The sequence below is a fragment of the Endozoicomonas sp. ALD068 genome (genome assembly GCF_049310145.1).
In the GTDB taxonomy this organism is placed as follows: Bacteria; Pseudomonadota; Gammaproteobacteria; order Pseudomonadales; family Endozoicomonadaceae; genus Endozoicomonas_A.
This window is the reverse complement of the sequence record NZ_JBLYNU010000004.1, coordinates 3,072,038-3,087,940: the sequence shown is the minus strand read 5'-3', so window position 1 is coordinate 3,087,940 and position 15,903 is coordinate 3,072,038. Positions and strand designations below refer to the sequence as shown.

Sequence of the window (15,903 nt, the reverse complement as noted above, 5' to 3'; positions counted from 1 at the left end):
GGGGGGATATCTTATCCGCATACATGGTCATAATTGAGATTCTGGAACCAGCCCGGACAGAGCTGTTCCAGTTGATCTTCTGTGATCATTTGTACTCCTTATCGATCACTGACCCAACGGTAATATACGCCTGTTGAGGGTGGTTGAGCCTGGTGGGGTACATCAGCCTGAGTTTGTGCTCTTTGATCAATGGTTGCAGGTATTTTTTGCGCAGAGATTCGCCACTTCGATTCAGCAGTTTTTCCAGTTCTTACAGTTGTAATGTTCGCAGCGCACACAAGTTAAGGATGGCTTGGCGCACCTCTTCGCTGGGGGCTCGCTTTTTTGTAGCGACAGGCTCTGCCAGAGTCGAAAGCTGGTTCTCTAAAGGTCCGGACCTTTCGCCTTCAGACCAGGATCTTTCCATCTCCATACCTTCGAAAATCCGTTCTAGCATCGTATCTTCTGCCATAGCCTGGGCGGTGAAATAAATTGTTCCACGACCACTACCATCTTGATATAGAAGCTTTTTGTCAACAAGAGAGGCAAGCAGGGCCGAGAGGTCTCGAGGGTGAATATCCAGAATAGACATCATTCTGGCATGATCCACTGTCTTTTCAATATGAGCAGTAATCAGGATAAGCTGCTCTTGCTTGCCTAATTTATCAAAAACTACTTCCCCCAGGATTTCGGCATCCCGGCTCTCCTCAACCTGCTCAGCCATCATCCGGCGAACCATCTCTTCACTCACCTGCATATCACCACTGTTAAAGCGACGATAGGTGCCGATCATGGGGTTACCTTTGATGTAGACTGGCTTTTGCTTACGATTGGCGGGAGGGACATGAATGTGGATGAGAGATTTCCCCTCAATCTCCAGAACCTTGACCCAACGATCTCGAATAATACAAGTGCTGATTTTTTGTGGATTGTTCAGGGTATCCCAAAACTCTTTCAGAACTTTCGGGGTGTCGGCAATACCTTCCAGAACAAATCGGTGACCCGATTTTTCTTTAAGGCCCAGAAAAATATCGCCGCCCTGGGTATTGGCAAAAGCACTATAGGTTTCCCACATGTCTTTCGGGATAGCACCTTTGCCATCCCGCCCCTGTGCCAGTTTACACTCCACGTCCACACTTTCCCGCATGGCGGCAATATCTCCAAGCGTTTCGATAATCAGCATTCAAATTCCTGATGGCTGCCCATACCCGACAGTGGTTATGTTACCGTTTATGCAGCTTCTTGTAACAGGTAAACCATGATTTCATTATTTTCTTCTGAAAGCTCATCAATACCAACTCGATCAGTGGAGAATCAGGCTATCGGTTTTATGGAGAGAATGCTCCGGTTATTCCAGCAAGCGATCGATGAACAGGGCTATTTCACGTCATTTTTTATAAAAAAATCAAAAAATGAATTAAAGTGGCCGAGAAATTTGACGAAATAGAATTTTAGACCTTAAATGAATGAATAAGAGTTTGCTTATTGCAATTCATATTATTCAGAGCTGTTTGTTACATTGCGTTGATGACAAGGAAAGTCGTTACAATGGATGCAGCAGATCAGGTATTGATCATAGAGGACTCTCAACAGCGCCGACATGATCTAAGTACCGTTATCGAATTTATGGGGTATCGTGCCAGGGCGGTCAGTTCCGCCTACTGGGAAGATGCTATCAGCGAGTCCAGCAAAGATGGATTCTGTGCGCTTTTTCTTGGCGATTTTCTCCAGGCAGAAAGCTCAATGCAGGGCATGATCGCCCGCATACAGAACTGGAGTGGCGGTGTCCCCGTCATTCGTATAGCCGAACCCCTTCCGGAAAACCTCCAATCCTCACTCCGCAGACAGGTCATTGCCCGTATCGACTGGCCCTGCAATCGTTCGCAGTTACTCTCTTGCCTGCATTACGGTCAGGTGTATCGTGAACAATGGCGCCACCTTCATCAGACAGGTATGAATCAGCAAGTAGAGCTGTTCCGCGGGCTGGTGGGTAAAAGTGATAAAGTCCGCAAAGTTCGCGCTTCCATGGCACAGGTGGCTGACCGTGACGTCAATGTTATGGTGACCGGTGAGTCAGGAACAGGCAAAGAGCTGGTGGCCAGGAATCTGCACGACCACTCCCATCGTCGGGATATGCCTTTTGTGCCGGTAAACTGTGGTGCTATTCCTAATGAATTGCTGGAAAGTGAGCTGTTTGGCCATGAGAAAGGTTCTTTTACCGGTGCGGTCAGCTCAAGAAAAGGGCGGTTTGAACTGGCACAGGGTGGCACACTGTTTCTTGATGAAATTGGTGATATGCCGCTGCACATGCAGGTTAAGTTGCTCAGGGTTTTGCAGGAGCGCACTATTGAAAGGGTGGGGGGATCCGAGCAGATTCCCGTAGACGTCAGAATTATAGCGGCTACTCATAAAAACCTTTCTGAAATGATTGAGTCCGGTGAGTTCAGGGAAGACTTGTACTACCGGCTGAATGTATTCCCCATTGAAATGCCTGCTCTCAGGGATCGTCCGGAAGATATTCCGCTGATTCTCAACGAGCTGGTCAGTGCAATGGAAAAACAGAGTCGCGGCTCCATTCGTCTGAGTTCTGCTGCGATTATGTCGCTATGCCGTCATGACTGGCCGGGTAATGTCAGGGAAATGTCCAATTTGCTGGAAAGACTGGCGATTATGTATCCCTACGGTGTCGTAGGTGTTCAGGATCTGCCACAGAATTTCCGTCATATGGAAGCTATTACTGATGATGACGGTGTTGCCGAGCTGTTCCCGGATAGTATTCAACCTGCAGGAACCGGAAAAGTCGATGATTTGGCGATTCTTCCTGTGGGCGGCCTGAATCTGAAGGAATTTTTGACACGGCTGGAAAAAAGCCTGATCCAGCAAGCTCTGAGTGACTGCAACGGCGTTGTGGCCAGAGCGGCTGACAAACTTCAGATTCGCCGGACGACACTGGTTGAGAAAATGAGAAAGTATGGCCTTCATCGTTATGAAGAGACCATGCGTTAATCAGATCGGTTCAAAAAAATGGCTATCAGCGTGAGCTGATAGCCATTTTTTTTTGTCTTAACTTACCAGGTTCGATTTTATGACGGCCTCGTCTGCTTTTGAAAAAAAGTAGACGAGGCCGTTTTTGTATTTTTAGAATCCCGAAAATTTTTACCTGGTAGCTGTCTTTTTTATCTAAAAGTAAGTCGGTTTTATCAATTATCAAACAAGTAGGAAGATAAAATTTTTGACGTTTTTTATCTCTGGATAAAGTGTTTTTATCCAACATTGGAAATTAACTTTATTTTGTCGTTTTTTAAATCTCTCAGTTTCGGAATTTATTTTGTCAATTAAGTAACACTTTATATCCCTCTGGAAAATATTATGCGACAGTAATTCGTCACTATAAAATGACACTGTCAAATAACTTTCTTTTTATTTTTCAATGAAACGACGTTTGATGTCTTCTTTTTAGATCGATTTTGACTCTGTCAAAAAAGTAACATGACGGAAATTCGACCGGTAAAAATAAATCTCAATAAAAACAGTAGGTTATGATCTTTAGGCTGGAACTGGTCAAAATGATGTCACGTCAGCTATGTGACCATGAGTGAAAAACAGGCGTTTTAAAAAATTGGCACGGCTCTTGTTATTAATAAAGTACAGGCAGTAAAAAAAGAAAAAACGTTTTTGATTCCAGATTTTATGCAGTAATCACTGAAAAGAAGCTGAAAGCCATGAACTCATCAACAAAACAGATTATTGCAGTTGCGGGGTGTAAGGGTGGAGTAGGTAAAACATTAGTTGCAGTCAATCTCGCACTGGCTCTCACAAACAACGGAAGACGTGTGGTTTTAATGGATGGAAACCTGGCTGTCCCCGATGTTGGAATAAGCCTTGGGCTCGAGAAGAAGCTGGATGTGGCCCACTTCGATGCCAACGACTCTTTTTCCAGTTTTATTCAGGATGGGCCCTCGGGTCTGAAGGTGCTGTCGCCAAAAGGGGAACCTATCTGGAGGGAGACCGTAGAAACCGGTCATGCTGTCCGAATGATAGAAAGTCTGGAGTCACTGGCTCCAACTCTTGATACCCTGGTCATTGATACCGCACCTGGATTAGCTCCGGACAATGTAGCTCTTATTCAGGCTGCGGGAGAAATTCTCATCGTCATCAATCAGGAAGTTGTGTCACTGCTCGATGCTGTGAGAATGATCCGTGTGCTTTACCGAATATACGGTGTCCGTCGTTTTGGAGTGATTGTCAACGCCGTTAATAACCGTCGGTATGGATCGAACCAGTTTGAAAGGTTGCAATCCTATCTGAATGATGAAGTAGAAATTATTCTCCGTTATCTGGGGGCGATTCCATTCGACAAGGCTGTCGCAGAATCACTCACCCGTCAGCAGGCACTTCTGCAGGTAAATCCGGATTGCCGGGCTTCGAAAGCCATTTTGCGTATTGCACATCAGATGATGGCGATACCAGTAACACCGCCAAGAGGTCGTATCGAATTCTTCTTGCCAACAAGAATAAAAGAGAGGGTATAAGCATGGATGCTACAGCACAGGGAGTGCAGGCAACTCAAGCCAATCAGGAAAAGAGTCAGAAACTGATTCAGACCGAAATGGTTGAAACTCATAAGGCTCTGGTAAAAAGAATTGCGAATCATCTGGCCGCGAGGATGCCGGCCAGCGTTCAGATCGATGACCTGGTTCAATCAGGCATGATCGGTCTGCTGGAAGCGGCCTCAAAGTACGATGCCAGTAAAGGTGCCAGTTTCGAAACATTTGCGGGCATTCGTATCCGTGGTGCCATGCTGGATGAAATCCGAAAAGGTGACTGGGGGCCAAGATCCGTTTACAGAAACAGTCGCAGAGTGACTGAGGCGATTCAGAAGGTTGAAGCCCGCCTTGGAAGAGATGCCAGAGACTTCGAAGTGGCCAAGGAGCTGGAAGTCAATCTGGATGAGTTCTACACCATTCTCAGTGACCTTCGTGGTTGCCGACTGTTCAGTTTTGAAGAACTGTTCGACAGCGAAGAGTCCAGAATGCAGGCTCGCTCTGGAGATAGAGGTCCATCAGCCGATATTCAGGAAGAGAAGTTCAAGTATGCCCTGGTAGAAGCTTTAGAGAAGTTACCTGAGCGGGAAAAGCTGGTCCTGATGCTTTATTACGATGAGGAGATGAATCTCAAGGAAATTGGTAAGGTTCTGGGCGTCAGTGAGTCCAGGGTCAGCCAGATTCACTCTCAGGCAGCCGTCAGATTAAGAGCCAAGCTCCATAACTGGTTAGGTTAAACCACCAGTGTACCCGAGGGGGACTCGTGGGTATAGGGTCCCCAAGCTCTAAAGCAAGCATTTTTTGTTTCTATCCAGGGTCATTGCTTCTCCAAACCCTGTGGCTGGAATGAATGATTTGTAGAGTAAACGGTATTTTTTCACTCTATATGCTCTCTGGCAGTGAGCAGCAAGCTTTTAGCTTCCTATTATTCCAAGTACGCAGGTCCTTACTCCATATACTTTTTTATAAAGTAGTTTTTATTAAGTAGTCTTATAACGGACCTGTATTAATATGAAATGGAATTCTTATCTCGCAGGGTGCTTTCTGGCCCTTACCTCCTGCTTCCTGTCTGCACAGGAAGCGCCAGTGAATATCAAGAACGTTGTTACCATTAACACTCATCAGGCCAAGCGCCTTCATGAGTTGGGGGCTTTATTTATAGATGTGAGACCATATCAGCAGTGGGAATGGGGGCATATTGACCGGTCTCAAAGTCTGGATTTAAGGGCGGGCTTCAGACAGCTGTTCAAGCCTGGCACTTTGGATAAAAAGACGCCTATTGTCATCTACGGAAACAGCACGTATCACATGAGGGGAGCGATAGCGAGTTACCTTGCCGCACTCTGGGGTTACGAGAGAGTGTTCTTTTTCAGGGACGGCTACTTTTCCTGGTTGGCACTTGATTATCCGGTAACACTTTATTCAGAACTGGAAACAGAAGAAGTCATCAGTTGGAAGCCAGGAAAGCAAAAGATAGATGATATGAGTGATTCGCAGACATTCTCGTCCATGTTGATGAAATAAGTTATTTCAAGTTATAAAAAAGGCGTCATGTGGCGTTTTTTTTATAACTTGCAGAAACCCATGGTATACAAGAGCCAGTTGATGCCTATAATTTTTTATTCAATATTGTGTCGAATATAACCAGTGGAGCGACACCCGCATGTCTCCCTTCTTCATTTGCCTGAATCGTTAAGCCGTAAACCCGTTCATCTCCAGCCACTTTAAACTCCCATAATGGCTCGCTCTTATATTTAAAGCATTTGTAGCCTGTAGCGCCTTCTTCATGGGCTGCATACCGGCCTGTTTCGTGAATGCTTTGCATTTTTTTAAGGGCATTATCGGATATTGTGCTTTTGATTGCATCTGATGAAGCGTCAAAATAGGCATAGGCAACAATGTTTTTTTTACCCGTATCTTTACTTGACGGGGTAAAGCCTCTTCTGTAAATAGGTCTGATGTATTGGTTGTCTATCGGTATATCCTCTTTCCACGGCCTCGCAGGCAACTGGTCCTTCGGCATAATGATATCCTTGAGTTTCCTGGCTATTGCCCCAATACTTCGACTTTTTTTAGGGCGTTTTTTTTTCTTGATCTGTGTTAAGTCATGATAGAAGGGTAAATACGGCTGCTTCCAGTCGTCGGGGTAATTGACGTTGGTTTTGGTTGAAAACGCTAAGTCTTGAGCGTTATCGCACTTATCCATAGATTTTTTGATGTCCACTGGCATCTTCTTTTTCTCGGTTCTGATTATTTTTTCTAACAAACGACTAGTGTCTATTTTCTTTCTGTAGGCGAAGTAACGGGTTATTTTTTTCGGTAAAGGCACCAATGCAAGTGTAGAACCTAACATGCACAGAAGGTAAAATGTATAGGAAGCTACAGACGCTAAATTAAAGAGCTTCATAGTAAAGCTGTTGTTGTTTGCTTCTCTCCTGGCTCTTACTCTTTCAGCAAGCTCCCTGGCTTCAGTCCGCTTGTGCTCGTTGAGGCATGCTTGACGATCCTTTATGCATTGTTGGAACATTTTTTTTATTTCTACAGGGCTAAGAATGGCTGCAGATTTTCTAATCTGGGAATTAATGTATTTTCTGTGCTGCAGGATATCCTCTTTTTTGTGATCACTATTAACTTTTAATGCAGTTGATGTCTGTCTTTCTAAATCATCAAGTTTGCTTTTTAATGATTGTAACAAGCTCACAAATACAGTATTGCGTCCTTTTATTAAGTGGTCCAGTTCTCTAGCATAGGCTTTGTAATCTCCGGATTCTTTCTGATACATGAAAATTTGTTTTAATGCCGTATCGTAGCTATCGAGTTCATCGAGCAGATTTTTCATACAGGGGCTTAGAGGGAAGTACTCATATTTCTTAAGAACAGTGAGTCGCTTCTCATCAAAAACAAGCATTCCGAAATCATTGTTGTGTATATGGATGTAGTTGTTAGTCTGTTCCAGAATCTTTTTTAATTGTAATGTCTTGGACTCCAAACGGACAAGGTCTTTATATTTTTTCATTACAGGAACCGATTCAGGGTTCTGAATACCAAGCACTATGCCGGTCTCATCTGATTTTTTATAAACCCCGGTCATTCTATTCTCAGGACCGATCTGCTCCATCAGGCTTGGTTGGTGACAGGACTGAGACTGAACTTCTCTTTTAGGCGCTGTTCTTTTTTTGTGAATTATTTCTGTGGGGGCTGAGCACTTATCTGCCAGGCACACTGCCTTCGCATCATCTTTTCCGCCTGTTTTCTCTAACTTTGTGACCCAGTCTGTAAGGCCAGTTTTTGGGCAAGTGTTGAGTTCAGCTTTTGCCAGGGAAGCCATGCTACAAACGTTACTTCTTCCATTGCTTAGTGCATGCACTGACTGCAAGCCTGAAAAAAGACCAAGAGCAAAAACGAAGCGCTCTGTTATCGACATATCAGAAAAATGTTTACCACGGACTGCAGCCGTTTGTTTCTTTGTGGTTTCTTTGGGAAGGGTGTTTTTTCTTACTTTCCGGCGACCCCATTGTTTTTTCTTGTCTGATTTTGTGGATTGTTCTGGTGCATAGCCAAATCTTCCGTGGATTAAGGTGCTGTGACCGGAAACAGGGAGTGACATCGTAATTCTCCTTAATATGTGTATGTCGGGTCAGGCCAAACAAGAGAGTTTTGACTAATGAAGATATAGACTGGCTGATTTCAGAAAAGTTCCTTTGTTTGATTCTTTTTTAATGAATGATCCTGAACGTCAGTTCATAAAAAAACAGAGACTGTCAGCCTGCACCGATAATCAAACGATTACCTGCTCATTGTTTTCATGTGGACAGGCTCCGGTATTTCCCTGACGGAACTCCGAAGCCTGTGTGAGGGCAGTACCAGTGGGTAGCTACTCCCAACCTGGCACACCGGTCATGTCAGGTAGCTTATGGGCAATACCCTTGTGACACTGAATGCAGGTTTCACCGTTTTTCTCTGCAGCGGTATGGTTTTTAACCGCCAAAAGTGATTGTTCAGACAGTTCCATAGATTCCTGGGTATGGCAGTTACGGCACTCCTGAGAATCATTGGCTTCCATGCGAGCCCATTCCCGCTCAGCCATTGCCTTTCGATGGGCTTCAAACTTCACCGGGGTGTCTACCTTGCCTGTTTGGATGCCTCTGGCTACCGACGAAAAGAAAACCGGGATGGGCCTTTCTTCCTGGGTCGAATCAAGAAGAAAGACCTGCCCCTGAATGCCTTTCGGCTCATCATCCTGTCAGTCAGGAGCTATTTTAAATATTGCACTTGCGTTTAATGAAATTGAATGGGTGCGATTTACTGGATCCAAAGGTGGCAGAAATGCTGCTGTATATGTTTTTACACATTGATCAATGTCAGGGTTTACTATTTTTTCCTGAATTCTGGTTTTTAAACCAAATATATAATAAGGCCCAGCATTAAATACCGTTCGTTTAACCGGCCATGCACTCACTACATGTTCAGGTGGTATGCGTGTCGTGATTACTTCTTCAGCAGATTTGATAGAAGTAGTGCGTAGCCCAGGTCCCTTCAGATCTGCAGCTGTTTTGCACATGTCGATACCGGTATTGACATAACACTGATAAACATAGGTGCTGTCTTCCTCTCCAGGCTCAGGAATGTAAAGCACAGGCGAGTCAGGCTGATTCTGCGATAAAAACATTGGGAACCAGGTTGCAACTGCGATGTTGCGGCTAGTGCAGATGATCTTGTTTGCTGAGTCATTCACCAATTGGTAGTTACTAAAGATTGGTTGATACGCTAGTTTATGGCCACTTAATTTTGTACTGAGCAGAGCTTCAAGGAAATCATTATCGTTAATAGAGTCCGAATCATCTGATTTTCGATTAAATCCCGTTTTGAAAATGGTTTCCGGAGGCCTCGAATCGCCCCTATATACCACTCCAATATGGGATGGTGTTTTCAGAGTAGGAGTAAACCTGAATTGACCCTTATGTTGCCAGAATGGATTATGACTGAAGGATCCATTTTTAGATTCTGGCAGGTAGGTTTTTCCTGGATATGCAGCAACTTCCCGGGCAAAGGCTTTGACTGTTTCAGTTGTTGCAGTTTGCCAGTCTGCAGGAGAGCTGGGTGGGTTGGTCTTAATTGTGTTACTGATGTGCATGGTTACACCTCCATTGGTCAATGAATATTGGCAGAACTGGATTTCCTGATTGCTCTTTCATCAGATGGAGTGTGAGCTAGCATAGCTTGCAAAATTCCAGAGGTTAATTGCATGTGCCTCCGAGTCTGATAATAGAGTTAAGTTTATTACTTGTTTGATCGTTCAACTATAAATAAGTTCCATTAATTTTCTTTTCAGAGCCGGATAACTCTCCTCCATGAGTATTTTGCTTTCAAACCTGCGGTAAGGCATCAGACTTCTGGCCGAATTTACTGTTCTTGTCGAACATGCTGTCTTTCACTCTCAGCAGCGTTGTTTCAAAACACGACCGGTGGACAACCAAAGGTCGAACTCTTCGTCCGAAGCGTCATGGGGTGGTTCGTAGGGCAGGGCAAAAATCCAGGCTTTGCCATCGGGCTTGCCATAGAAGTCGAAGTCACTGCCCGCTTTGGCATAAGGGTCAGAGCCTTCCTTGAAACGCCAGAGGGTTTCCTGATCATCCACTACAGGCCAGCGCAAGCCTCGCTCCTGGTGATAACGCTCAAAGTCCGCCAGATCGTGAGCTTTGCCACGACCGAAGGTGGCGTATTCTTCAAACAGACCCTTCTGGGCATAAAAACCCAAAGCTCGGGCGTCGTCGTTCAATCGGTCTTCAGGAATCTCATCCAGTTTGAACCGGTCAACCTGTCCGTTGGCATACAGAACATCAAACAGGGTCTTGCCACGATATTGTGGGTGCTTTGCCAACAGGGCGTCTGACCAGACTTCCTCAACCTTGAAACGCCTGGAGAATTCCATCAGCTGCCACAGGTCGGATTTGGCTTCGGCAGGAGCTTTTACCTGCTGATACCAGAACTGGGTACGACGTTCTGCGTTTCCGTAAGCACCTTCTTTCTCGACCCACATGGCGGTTGGCAGAATCAGATCGGCAATTTGTCCGGTCAGGGTTGGGTAAGGGTCAGAAACCACGATGAAATTGTCAGGATTTCTGTAGCCGGGCAGTGTTTCATGGTTCAGGTTCGGAGCTGTCTGGGCGTTGTTGTTGCACATGACCCAATAAGCATTGAGTTTGCCGTCTTTGAGCATCCGGTTTTGCAATACGGCGTGGAAACCCGGTTTGGCAGGAAGGGTGCCTTCAGGCAGTTTCCAGATTTTCTCGGCTTAGTCTCTATGGGCTTTGTTAACTACGACCATGTCCGCAGGCAGACGATGAGCAAAAGTACCGACTTCTCTGGCGGTACCGCAGGCAGATGGCTGGCCGGTCAGAGAGAATGGACTGTTACCCGGCTGGGAAATCTTTCCGGTCAGCAGGTGCAGGTTGTAGATGATGTTGTTCATCCAGACACCACGGGTATGCTGGTTTACGCCCATGGTCCAGAGGGACATCACCCTGGTGTCGGGGTCAGCATAGAGTTTCGCCAGCTCTTCCAGCTGTGTTTCGGAGACGCCAGACAGTTTTGAGACTTTTTCAGCCGTGTATTCGCTGACAAACTCTGCAAAGCCATCAAAGTCGAGAGGTGTTGTGCCGCCATTTCCCGGGTTTTTGGCTTTCTTTTCCAGCTCGTGATCCGGGCGCAGGCCATAGCCAATATCCGTTACACCTTTGCGGAAAACGGTATGCTTCTTAACAAAGTCCTGGTTGACCTTGCCGTTCTGGATGATGTAGTTGGCGATGTAGTTACAAATAGCCAGGTCAGACTGAGGGTTGAAGATGATGGGCTGGTCGGCCAGTTCAAAGGAGCGGTGCTTAAAAGTGGACATTACCGCTACTTTGACATGGGGGTTGGATAGACGACGGTCAACCAGCCTTGACCAGAGTACCGGGTGCATCTCGGCCATGTTGGAGCCCCAGAGTACAAACGCATCGGCATGTTCAAAGTCGTCATAACAACCCATGGGCTCATCAATACCAAAGGTACGCATAAAGCCTACCACCGCAGAAGCCATGCAGTGTCGTGCATTAGGATCGATGTGGTTGGAACGGAAACCGGCTTTCATTAGCTTGGAGGCTGCGTAACCTTCCCAGACAGTCCATTGACCAGAGCCGAACATGCCCACGGGGGGCATCTCATCGGAATTACGGGTTTTGGCTATGGCCGCCTTCCATTTTTCCGCCATGATATCGAACGCCTGATCCCAGGAGATCGGAGTGAAGTCACCATTTTTGTCGAATTTGCCGTTTTTCATTCTCAGCAGCGGTGTTTCAAGACGATCCTTGCCGTACATGATTTTCGACAGGAAGTAACCTTTGATGCAGTTCAGGCCTTTGTTCACAGGTGCCTGAGGGTCCGCCTGAGTGGCTACTACACGACCATGCTGTGTGCCCACCAGTACCGAGCAGCCAGTACCACAGAACCTGCAGGGGGGGCGGGCAGGCGGCTCAATGGGTGCTGAAACCGTTTTTCCAGTCAAGAATCCACGGCGATCAAGATCTAATTTTTGACTCACGATGCTGTGACTCTAGTGTTGTACGACTTTTCTGGCATGGAATCCGGGTTGAAGTTTCAAGCTTTACGGAAGCGTATTTTAATAAGGATGGACGTACAAAAAAGCCCTTTTAGATGTTGTGTAAGCAAGACGTAAATCTGGCATACCCCTTAGGAGGTAGTGGTTCTGCGAAGGCTTGATAAAGCGTTGGCTTAGCAATGCGGTACGGATTTTTGTAACCTCTGTTTTCAGCAGCAAGCGGTTATTTAGGGGTACTCAATGTCAGTGCTACCCGACCACAGGGCAGGAGGATAGGGCCATACTTAGCGATGGCTGAAGCAGACAAAGTGGTGCTAATGATGAGTAAGTGTCAGCTGTTTTTTTTGATTTGTCTCGGTTTTGTTAATGTTGGTTATGCGGGCTCACAATTAAACGAAGGTGATTGCGTAAGTCTATATACTCCTTCGGGTACATTTTGGGACTTTACCTCCGCCAGTGATCCAAGCAGTGCTCTTGGGGCTCAATGTACTCTTCTGCATACGTGGGGTGACCAGGGCTGTCCTGCTGGTAAGCATTATCGGTGTTGTCTCACCATAGCTGGAGCGAACAAAACTTCAGATACAGATTATCTCGGTGGTGTGAATACCTATAAAGCAGGCTGGTTAGTTTATAAACAGTATTCAACCAAAGCTGAGCTCTTCCATGACGTTAATAGTGGTGAGCTCAAGAGAGTCTATCAAAAATGTTTAACTGAATAATTTCTCTGGCAGGGTATTCGCATACATTGTCGTATATGAGTCATTATTTGAGTATGAAAAATCACTAAATCGACATACTGAGCAATCCCTTACTCCATAGGAATAAAGGGATTGGAAGGTTTTGTGGCCTTCCGGAATTTGTGACTGAGAGACAGCTGAACGGGTAGGGCTATACTTGGTACCCGGCAGAAAAGGAAATGGTGGAAACGATGAAGAAGTACGAGCTGCTTTTTTTGTTTTGCATTGGCTTTATCAATGTAAGCTATGCTGGTTCACAAATCACCAATGGTGACTGTCAGTCTCTATACACTCCATCAGATACATATTGGAGTTTTACTCCTGAAAATCCATATACTGACTCAGGGGCTCAATGCACTCTTTTACAAGCGTACGATGTGTCTTGTCCTATTGGGAAGCATAATTCTTGTTGCCTGATTATTGCCGGAGACAATAACACGCCAGATACAGCTTATTACGGCGGTGTTAGTATTCTTCTTAGCGGAAGATGGCTAGTGTATAAAGATTACCTGACCAAAGCTGAACTCTTCCAGAGCGTCAGCAAAGGCGAGCTTAGAAAAGCCTACGAAAAATGTATGAGTCAATAATAGACCTGAGAGGCTGTCCGGTATGTATTGTTGTAGCCTCTGTTTTTATTGTTAGCCTGTTTTAAGATTAATCAAGGGTTTACAGCAACCACCTTCTCCAGAGTTCTATACTCTGCTTGAGCTGACGTACATGAAATGGTGGTAACACTATGAGGAAATATCAACTACTGCTGCTTGTTGTCGTTTATCTTGGTTTTATGAGTACCAGTTATGCCGTCGGTCGACAACTGGAAGAACGTGATTGTCACTATCTATACACTCCTCATAAGGATAAATGGTACGCTTGGTATTTTGCACCCGACAGTGATCCAACGGCTGCCACCGGGAATCAATGTAATCTTTTCGATGTCAATGGCTATTGTCCTACTGGCAAGCGTTATCACTGTTGCATGGGTGTTGGTGGACTGAGTAAAGCTCAGGATACAAATTATTTCGCTGGTGTCAGCATACTTAGCAAAGACTGGCTGCTGTATAAAGTTTACTCAACATTAGGCGATGTCTTTCAGGGCGTTGGTGGTGAGATTAGAGAAGCCTTTGAAAAATGCATGAATCTTGAATAATTAATGGCTATGAGAGGGTATCTGATAAGCACTTGTCTCAATTCCCAAATTTTTCCCCACTCCTGCGGCAGTGACGTCTGCGGCACTGGTTCTGATAAAGTCGTGACGACTTTGTGTCATGGCTCTCTTCCCGGGTCTAAATCTTTTCTCAGAGCTGTCTGACAGCTCTGAGTGTCGAGTCTTTATTTAAGGTGCATGTTGTTGAAGCCCATTCGGTTCAAGGCGCTGGCCGCTATTATTACCATCTGTTTTTTGGGGTTGCTCAGTGTCAGTGGTTCGTTGTGGTTTGCAGCGACCACAGAGAGTGATGCCGCCGCTATCAACCTTGCCGGATCATTGAGAATGCAGGCATGGCGTCTGGTAGACCGGGTCAACTCTGAGGAGACCAGCGACAACGGATTGAGCCAGTTAATCAAGATCTATGACAGCAGCCTTGACAGTCCTACTTTGAGGCATTTGGCTGACAGAACCGATATTGTTGGCCGTCGTTATCAGGCTCTGGTCAGTGAATGGCACAGTGAGATGCGACCTTTATTGCGAGATAAAGTCGGATGGCGAGAGTTTGCGGATAAGGTTCCCGGTTTTGTTGATCGTCTGAACGATCTGGTGACCTCATTACAGTTGCATACCGAGCGAAAACTGCAGTGGCTGATGATACTGGCGATTTTTTCACTTTGTTCCATTCTGGCCATTGGGGCTTTGACGATACGTTACATCCAATTGAACCTGATCAGGCCGGTTGAACAGCTCAGTTATGCGGCAAAGAAGGTCCGTCTTGGTAAGTTTAACCACCTGCGTCTCAATTATAAGAATGCCAATGAAATGGGGCAGCTCACAGAGACTTTCTCTGCCATGGCCGACAGCCTCTCGCTTCTTTACAGTGATCTCGAGGCCCAGGTGTCAGGGAAGACTCGATCACTGGAACATTCAAACACGGCTTTGCAACTATTCTATGAAACGTCCCGGACGTTGGGCATGACCCCCTACGACGAAGATCAACTGGCGTTGTTGCTGGAACGCTGGAAGCGGCTGCTCGGACTTAAAAGTGCCTGCGTCTGTTTGACTGGCAATGCCGGGAGCATGAAATTACAGCGGATTTTTCCGCAAAGCGAGGCTTTTAATGATGTCTGCAACACGGGTCGGTGTGAAGGCTGTATTCGAGAACCCTCATCGGATGTCCAGTTTTCACTGAGCCAGAATGATGAGGGTTATGGTTATCTGCAAATCTCTCTGCAAGAAGGGCAGTCATTGACCGAAGAGAGCAGGCAGTGGTTGAGAACGTTTGGCGATATTGTTTCTGCCTCACTGTATCGCAGTGGCTACCAGACTCAGGAGAAGCAATTGCTTTTGATGGAAGAGCGAGCCGTCATAGCCAGGGAGTTACATGATTCTCTGGCTCAGGCATTGTCTTACCAGAAAATTCAGGTCACTCGATTGAGGAAGGTTCTAAAGCGGATGGGAGCGGAAGAATCCGTCGACTCAATTGTCGAAGAAATTCGTGAAGGCATTAACAGTGCCTATCGCCAGCTGCGGCCATGGGAAAACTGGCAGTGGATGCCCGGCTGGCAGAAGTGCTGGCTTCTGTTCTCAGGCCTGATAGCAGCGAGACCAGCAAGATTGATCTGCTGACACCTAAAGAGAGGGAGGTTCTCCAGTTTATTGCGGAAGGGGATGCCAATAAGGTGATTGCCCGAAAAATGGACATCAGTGAAGGCACTGTCAAGGTTCACGTCAAACGTATGCTTCGAAAACTGGACTTTCGTTCGCGGGTTGAGGCTGCGGTCTGGTGGGTGAACAGCCGGGACCGTTGATGCCCCTTGCGAATGAGAGTGTTGGGCTGAATCGAGTCAGGTCAATGTCAGCGAATTTACCCAATCTAGATAGTTAATTACTTCG

Annotated in this window: 13 protein-coding genes and 1 pseudogene; 9 read left to right on the top strand and 5 right to left on the bottom strand. The window is 46.0% G+C overall.

What is annotated here, in order from left to right:
- Nucleotides 1–250 precede the first annotated feature (250 nt).
- The gene (locus ACO6V5_RS10320; protein WP_422410608.1) at nt 251–1,162 is read right to left on the bottom strand and encodes a helix-turn-helix domain-containing protein; all 912 of its coding nucleotides are present in this window, start codon (nt 1,160–1,162) and stop codon (nt 251–253) included.
- A gap of 365 nt (nt 1,163–1,527) precedes the next feature.
- Here ACO6V5_RS10320 and ACO6V5_RS10315 point away from each other — a divergent pair, with 365 nt between their 5' ends.
- The 4 genes from ACO6V5_RS10315 to ACO6V5_RS10300 all read left to right on the top strand — a co-directional run bounded on the left by ACO6V5_RS10315 (nt 1,528) and on the right by ACO6V5_RS10300 (nt 6,047).
- Nucleotides 1,528–2,985: a sigma-54 dependent transcriptional regulator gene (locus ACO6V5_RS10315; protein ID WP_422410606.1), complete on the top strand. Its 1,458-nt coding sequence runs from the start codon at nt 1,528–1,530 to the stop codon at nt 2,983–2,985.
- A 716-nt stretch (nt 2,986–3,701) separates the two neighbouring features.
- The gene (locus ACO6V5_RS10310; protein WP_422133143.1) at nt 3,702–4,511 is read left to right on the top strand and encodes a MinD/ParA family ATP-binding protein; all 810 of its coding nucleotides are present in this window, start codon (nt 3,702–3,704) and stop codon (nt 4,509–4,511) included.
- Between the two features lie 2 nt (nt 4,512–4,513).
- The gene (locus tag ACO6V5_RS10305; RefSeq protein ID WP_422133144.1) at nt 4,514–5,260 is read left to right on the top strand and encodes an RNA polymerase sigma factor FliA; all 747 of its coding nucleotides are present in this window, start codon (nt 4,514–4,516) and stop codon (nt 5,258–5,260) included.
- 349 nt (nt 5,261–5,609) lie between these two features.
- Nucleotides 5,610–6,047 (top strand): rhodanese-like domain-containing protein, encoded by a 438-nt coding sequence (locus ACO6V5_RS10300; RefSeq protein WP_422410603.1) that lies wholly within the window; start codon nt 5,610–5,612, stop codon nt 6,045–6,047.
- Nucleotides 6,048–6,132: 85 nt separating this feature from the next.
- Here the strand turns inward: ACO6V5_RS10300 and ACO6V5_RS10295 are convergent, their stop codons facing one another.
- The 4 genes and pseudogenes from ACO6V5_RS10295 to napA form a co-directional block, all read right to left on the bottom strand.
- Nucleotides 6,133–8,130: a hypothetical protein gene (locus ACO6V5_RS10295; RefSeq protein ID WP_422410601.1), complete on the bottom strand. Its 1,998-nt coding sequence runs from the start codon at nt 8,128–8,130 to the stop codon at nt 6,133–6,135.
- A 267-nt stretch (nt 8,131–8,397) separates the two neighbouring features.
- A complete protein-coding gene (locus ACO6V5_RS10290; protein ID WP_422410624.1) occupies nt 8,398–8,664 on the bottom strand; it encodes a NapC/NirT family cytochrome c in 267 nt (88 codons plus the stop codon).
- 102 nt (nt 8,665–8,766) lie between these two features.
- Nucleotides 8,767–9,657, bottom strand: coding sequence for a hypothetical protein (locus ACO6V5_RS10285; protein WP_422133147.1), 891 nt, complete (start codon nt 9,655–9,657; stop codon nt 8,767–8,769).
- 303 nt (nt 9,658–9,960) lie between these two features.
- Nucleotides 9,961–12,105: pseudogene (gene napA, locus ACO6V5_RS10280) on the bottom strand (nitrate reductase catalytic subunit NapA).
- Nucleotides 12,106–12,413: 308 nt separating this feature from the next.
- Here napA and ACO6V5_RS10275 point away from each other — a divergent pair.
- The 5 genes from ACO6V5_RS10275 (at nt 12,414) to ACO6V5_RS10255 (ending at nt 15,818) form a co-directional block, all read left to right on the top strand.
- Nucleotides 12,414–12,842, top strand: coding sequence for a hypothetical protein (locus ACO6V5_RS10275; RefSeq protein ID WP_422410599.1), 429 nt, complete (start codon nt 12,414–12,416; stop codon nt 12,840–12,842).
- Nucleotides 12,843–13,051: 209 nt separating this feature from the next.
- Nucleotides 13,052–13,447 carry a hypothetical protein gene (locus ACO6V5_RS10270; protein ID WP_422410597.1) on the top strand — a complete coding sequence of 132 codons (396 nt, stop codon included), beginning with the start codon at nt 13,052–13,054 and terminating at the stop codon, nt 13,445–13,447.
- 149 nt (nt 13,448–13,596) lie between these two features.
- Nucleotides 13,597–14,007, top strand: coding sequence for a hypothetical protein (locus tag ACO6V5_RS10265; protein ID WP_422133150.1), 411 nt, complete (start codon nt 13,597–13,599; stop codon nt 14,005–14,007).
- A gap of 201 nt (nt 14,008–14,208) precedes the next feature.
- Entirely contained in the window at nt 14,209–15,636 is a 1,428-nt protein-coding gene (locus tag ACO6V5_RS10260) for a histidine kinase (protein ID WP_422410594.1), read from the top strand.
- Entirely contained in the window at nt 15,543–15,818 is a 276-nt protein-coding gene (locus ACO6V5_RS10255) for a LuxR C-terminal-related transcriptional regulator (protein WP_422442278.1), read from the top strand. The genes ACO6V5_RS10260 and ACO6V5_RS10255 overlap by 94 nt, the downstream gene beginning before the upstream one ends.
- The last annotated feature ends 85 nt before the right edge of the window (nt 15,819–15,903 follow it).

Bases quoted from the DNA above. Each gene is read 5' to 3' on its own strand.
- ACO6V5_RS10265 (WP_422133150.1), top strand. From the start codon at position 13,597: ATGAGGAAATATCAACTACTGCTGCTTGTTGTCGTTTATCTTGGTTTT.
- ACO6V5_RS10255 (WP_422442278.1), top strand. From the start codon at position 15,543: ATGGGAAAACTGGCAGTGGATGCCCGGCTGGCAGAAGTGCTGGCTTCT.
- ACO6V5_RS10310 (WP_422133143.1), top strand. From the start codon at position 3,702: ATGAACTCATCAACAAAACAGATTATTGCAGTTGCGGGGTGTAAGGGT.
- ACO6V5_RS10305 (WP_422133144.1), top strand. From the start codon at position 4,514: ATGGATGCTACAGCACAGGGAGTGCAGGCAACTCAAGCCAATCAGGAA.
- ACO6V5_RS10285 (WP_422133147.1), bottom strand. From the start codon at position 9,657: ATGCACATCAGTAACACAATTAAGACCAACCCACCCAGCTCTCCTGCA.
- ACO6V5_RS10315 (WP_422410606.1), top strand. From the start codon at position 1,528: ATGGATGCAGCAGATCAGGTATTGATCATAGAGGACTCTCAACAGCGC.
- ACO6V5_RS10295 (WP_422410601.1), bottom strand. From the start codon at position 8,130: ATGTCACTCCCTGTTTCCGGTCACAGCACCTTAATCCACGGAAGATTT.
- ACO6V5_RS10275 (WP_422410599.1), top strand. From the start codon at position 12,414: ATGGCTGAAGCAGACAAAGTGGTGCTAATGATGAGTAAGTGTCAGCTG.
- ACO6V5_RS10270 (WP_422410597.1), top strand. From the start codon at position 13,052: ATGAAGAAGTACGAGCTGCTTTTTTTGTTTTGCATTGGCTTTATCAAT.
- ACO6V5_RS10320 (WP_422410608.1), bottom strand. From the start codon at position 1,162: ATGCTGATTATCGAAACGCTTGGAGATATTGCCGCCATGCGGGAAAGT.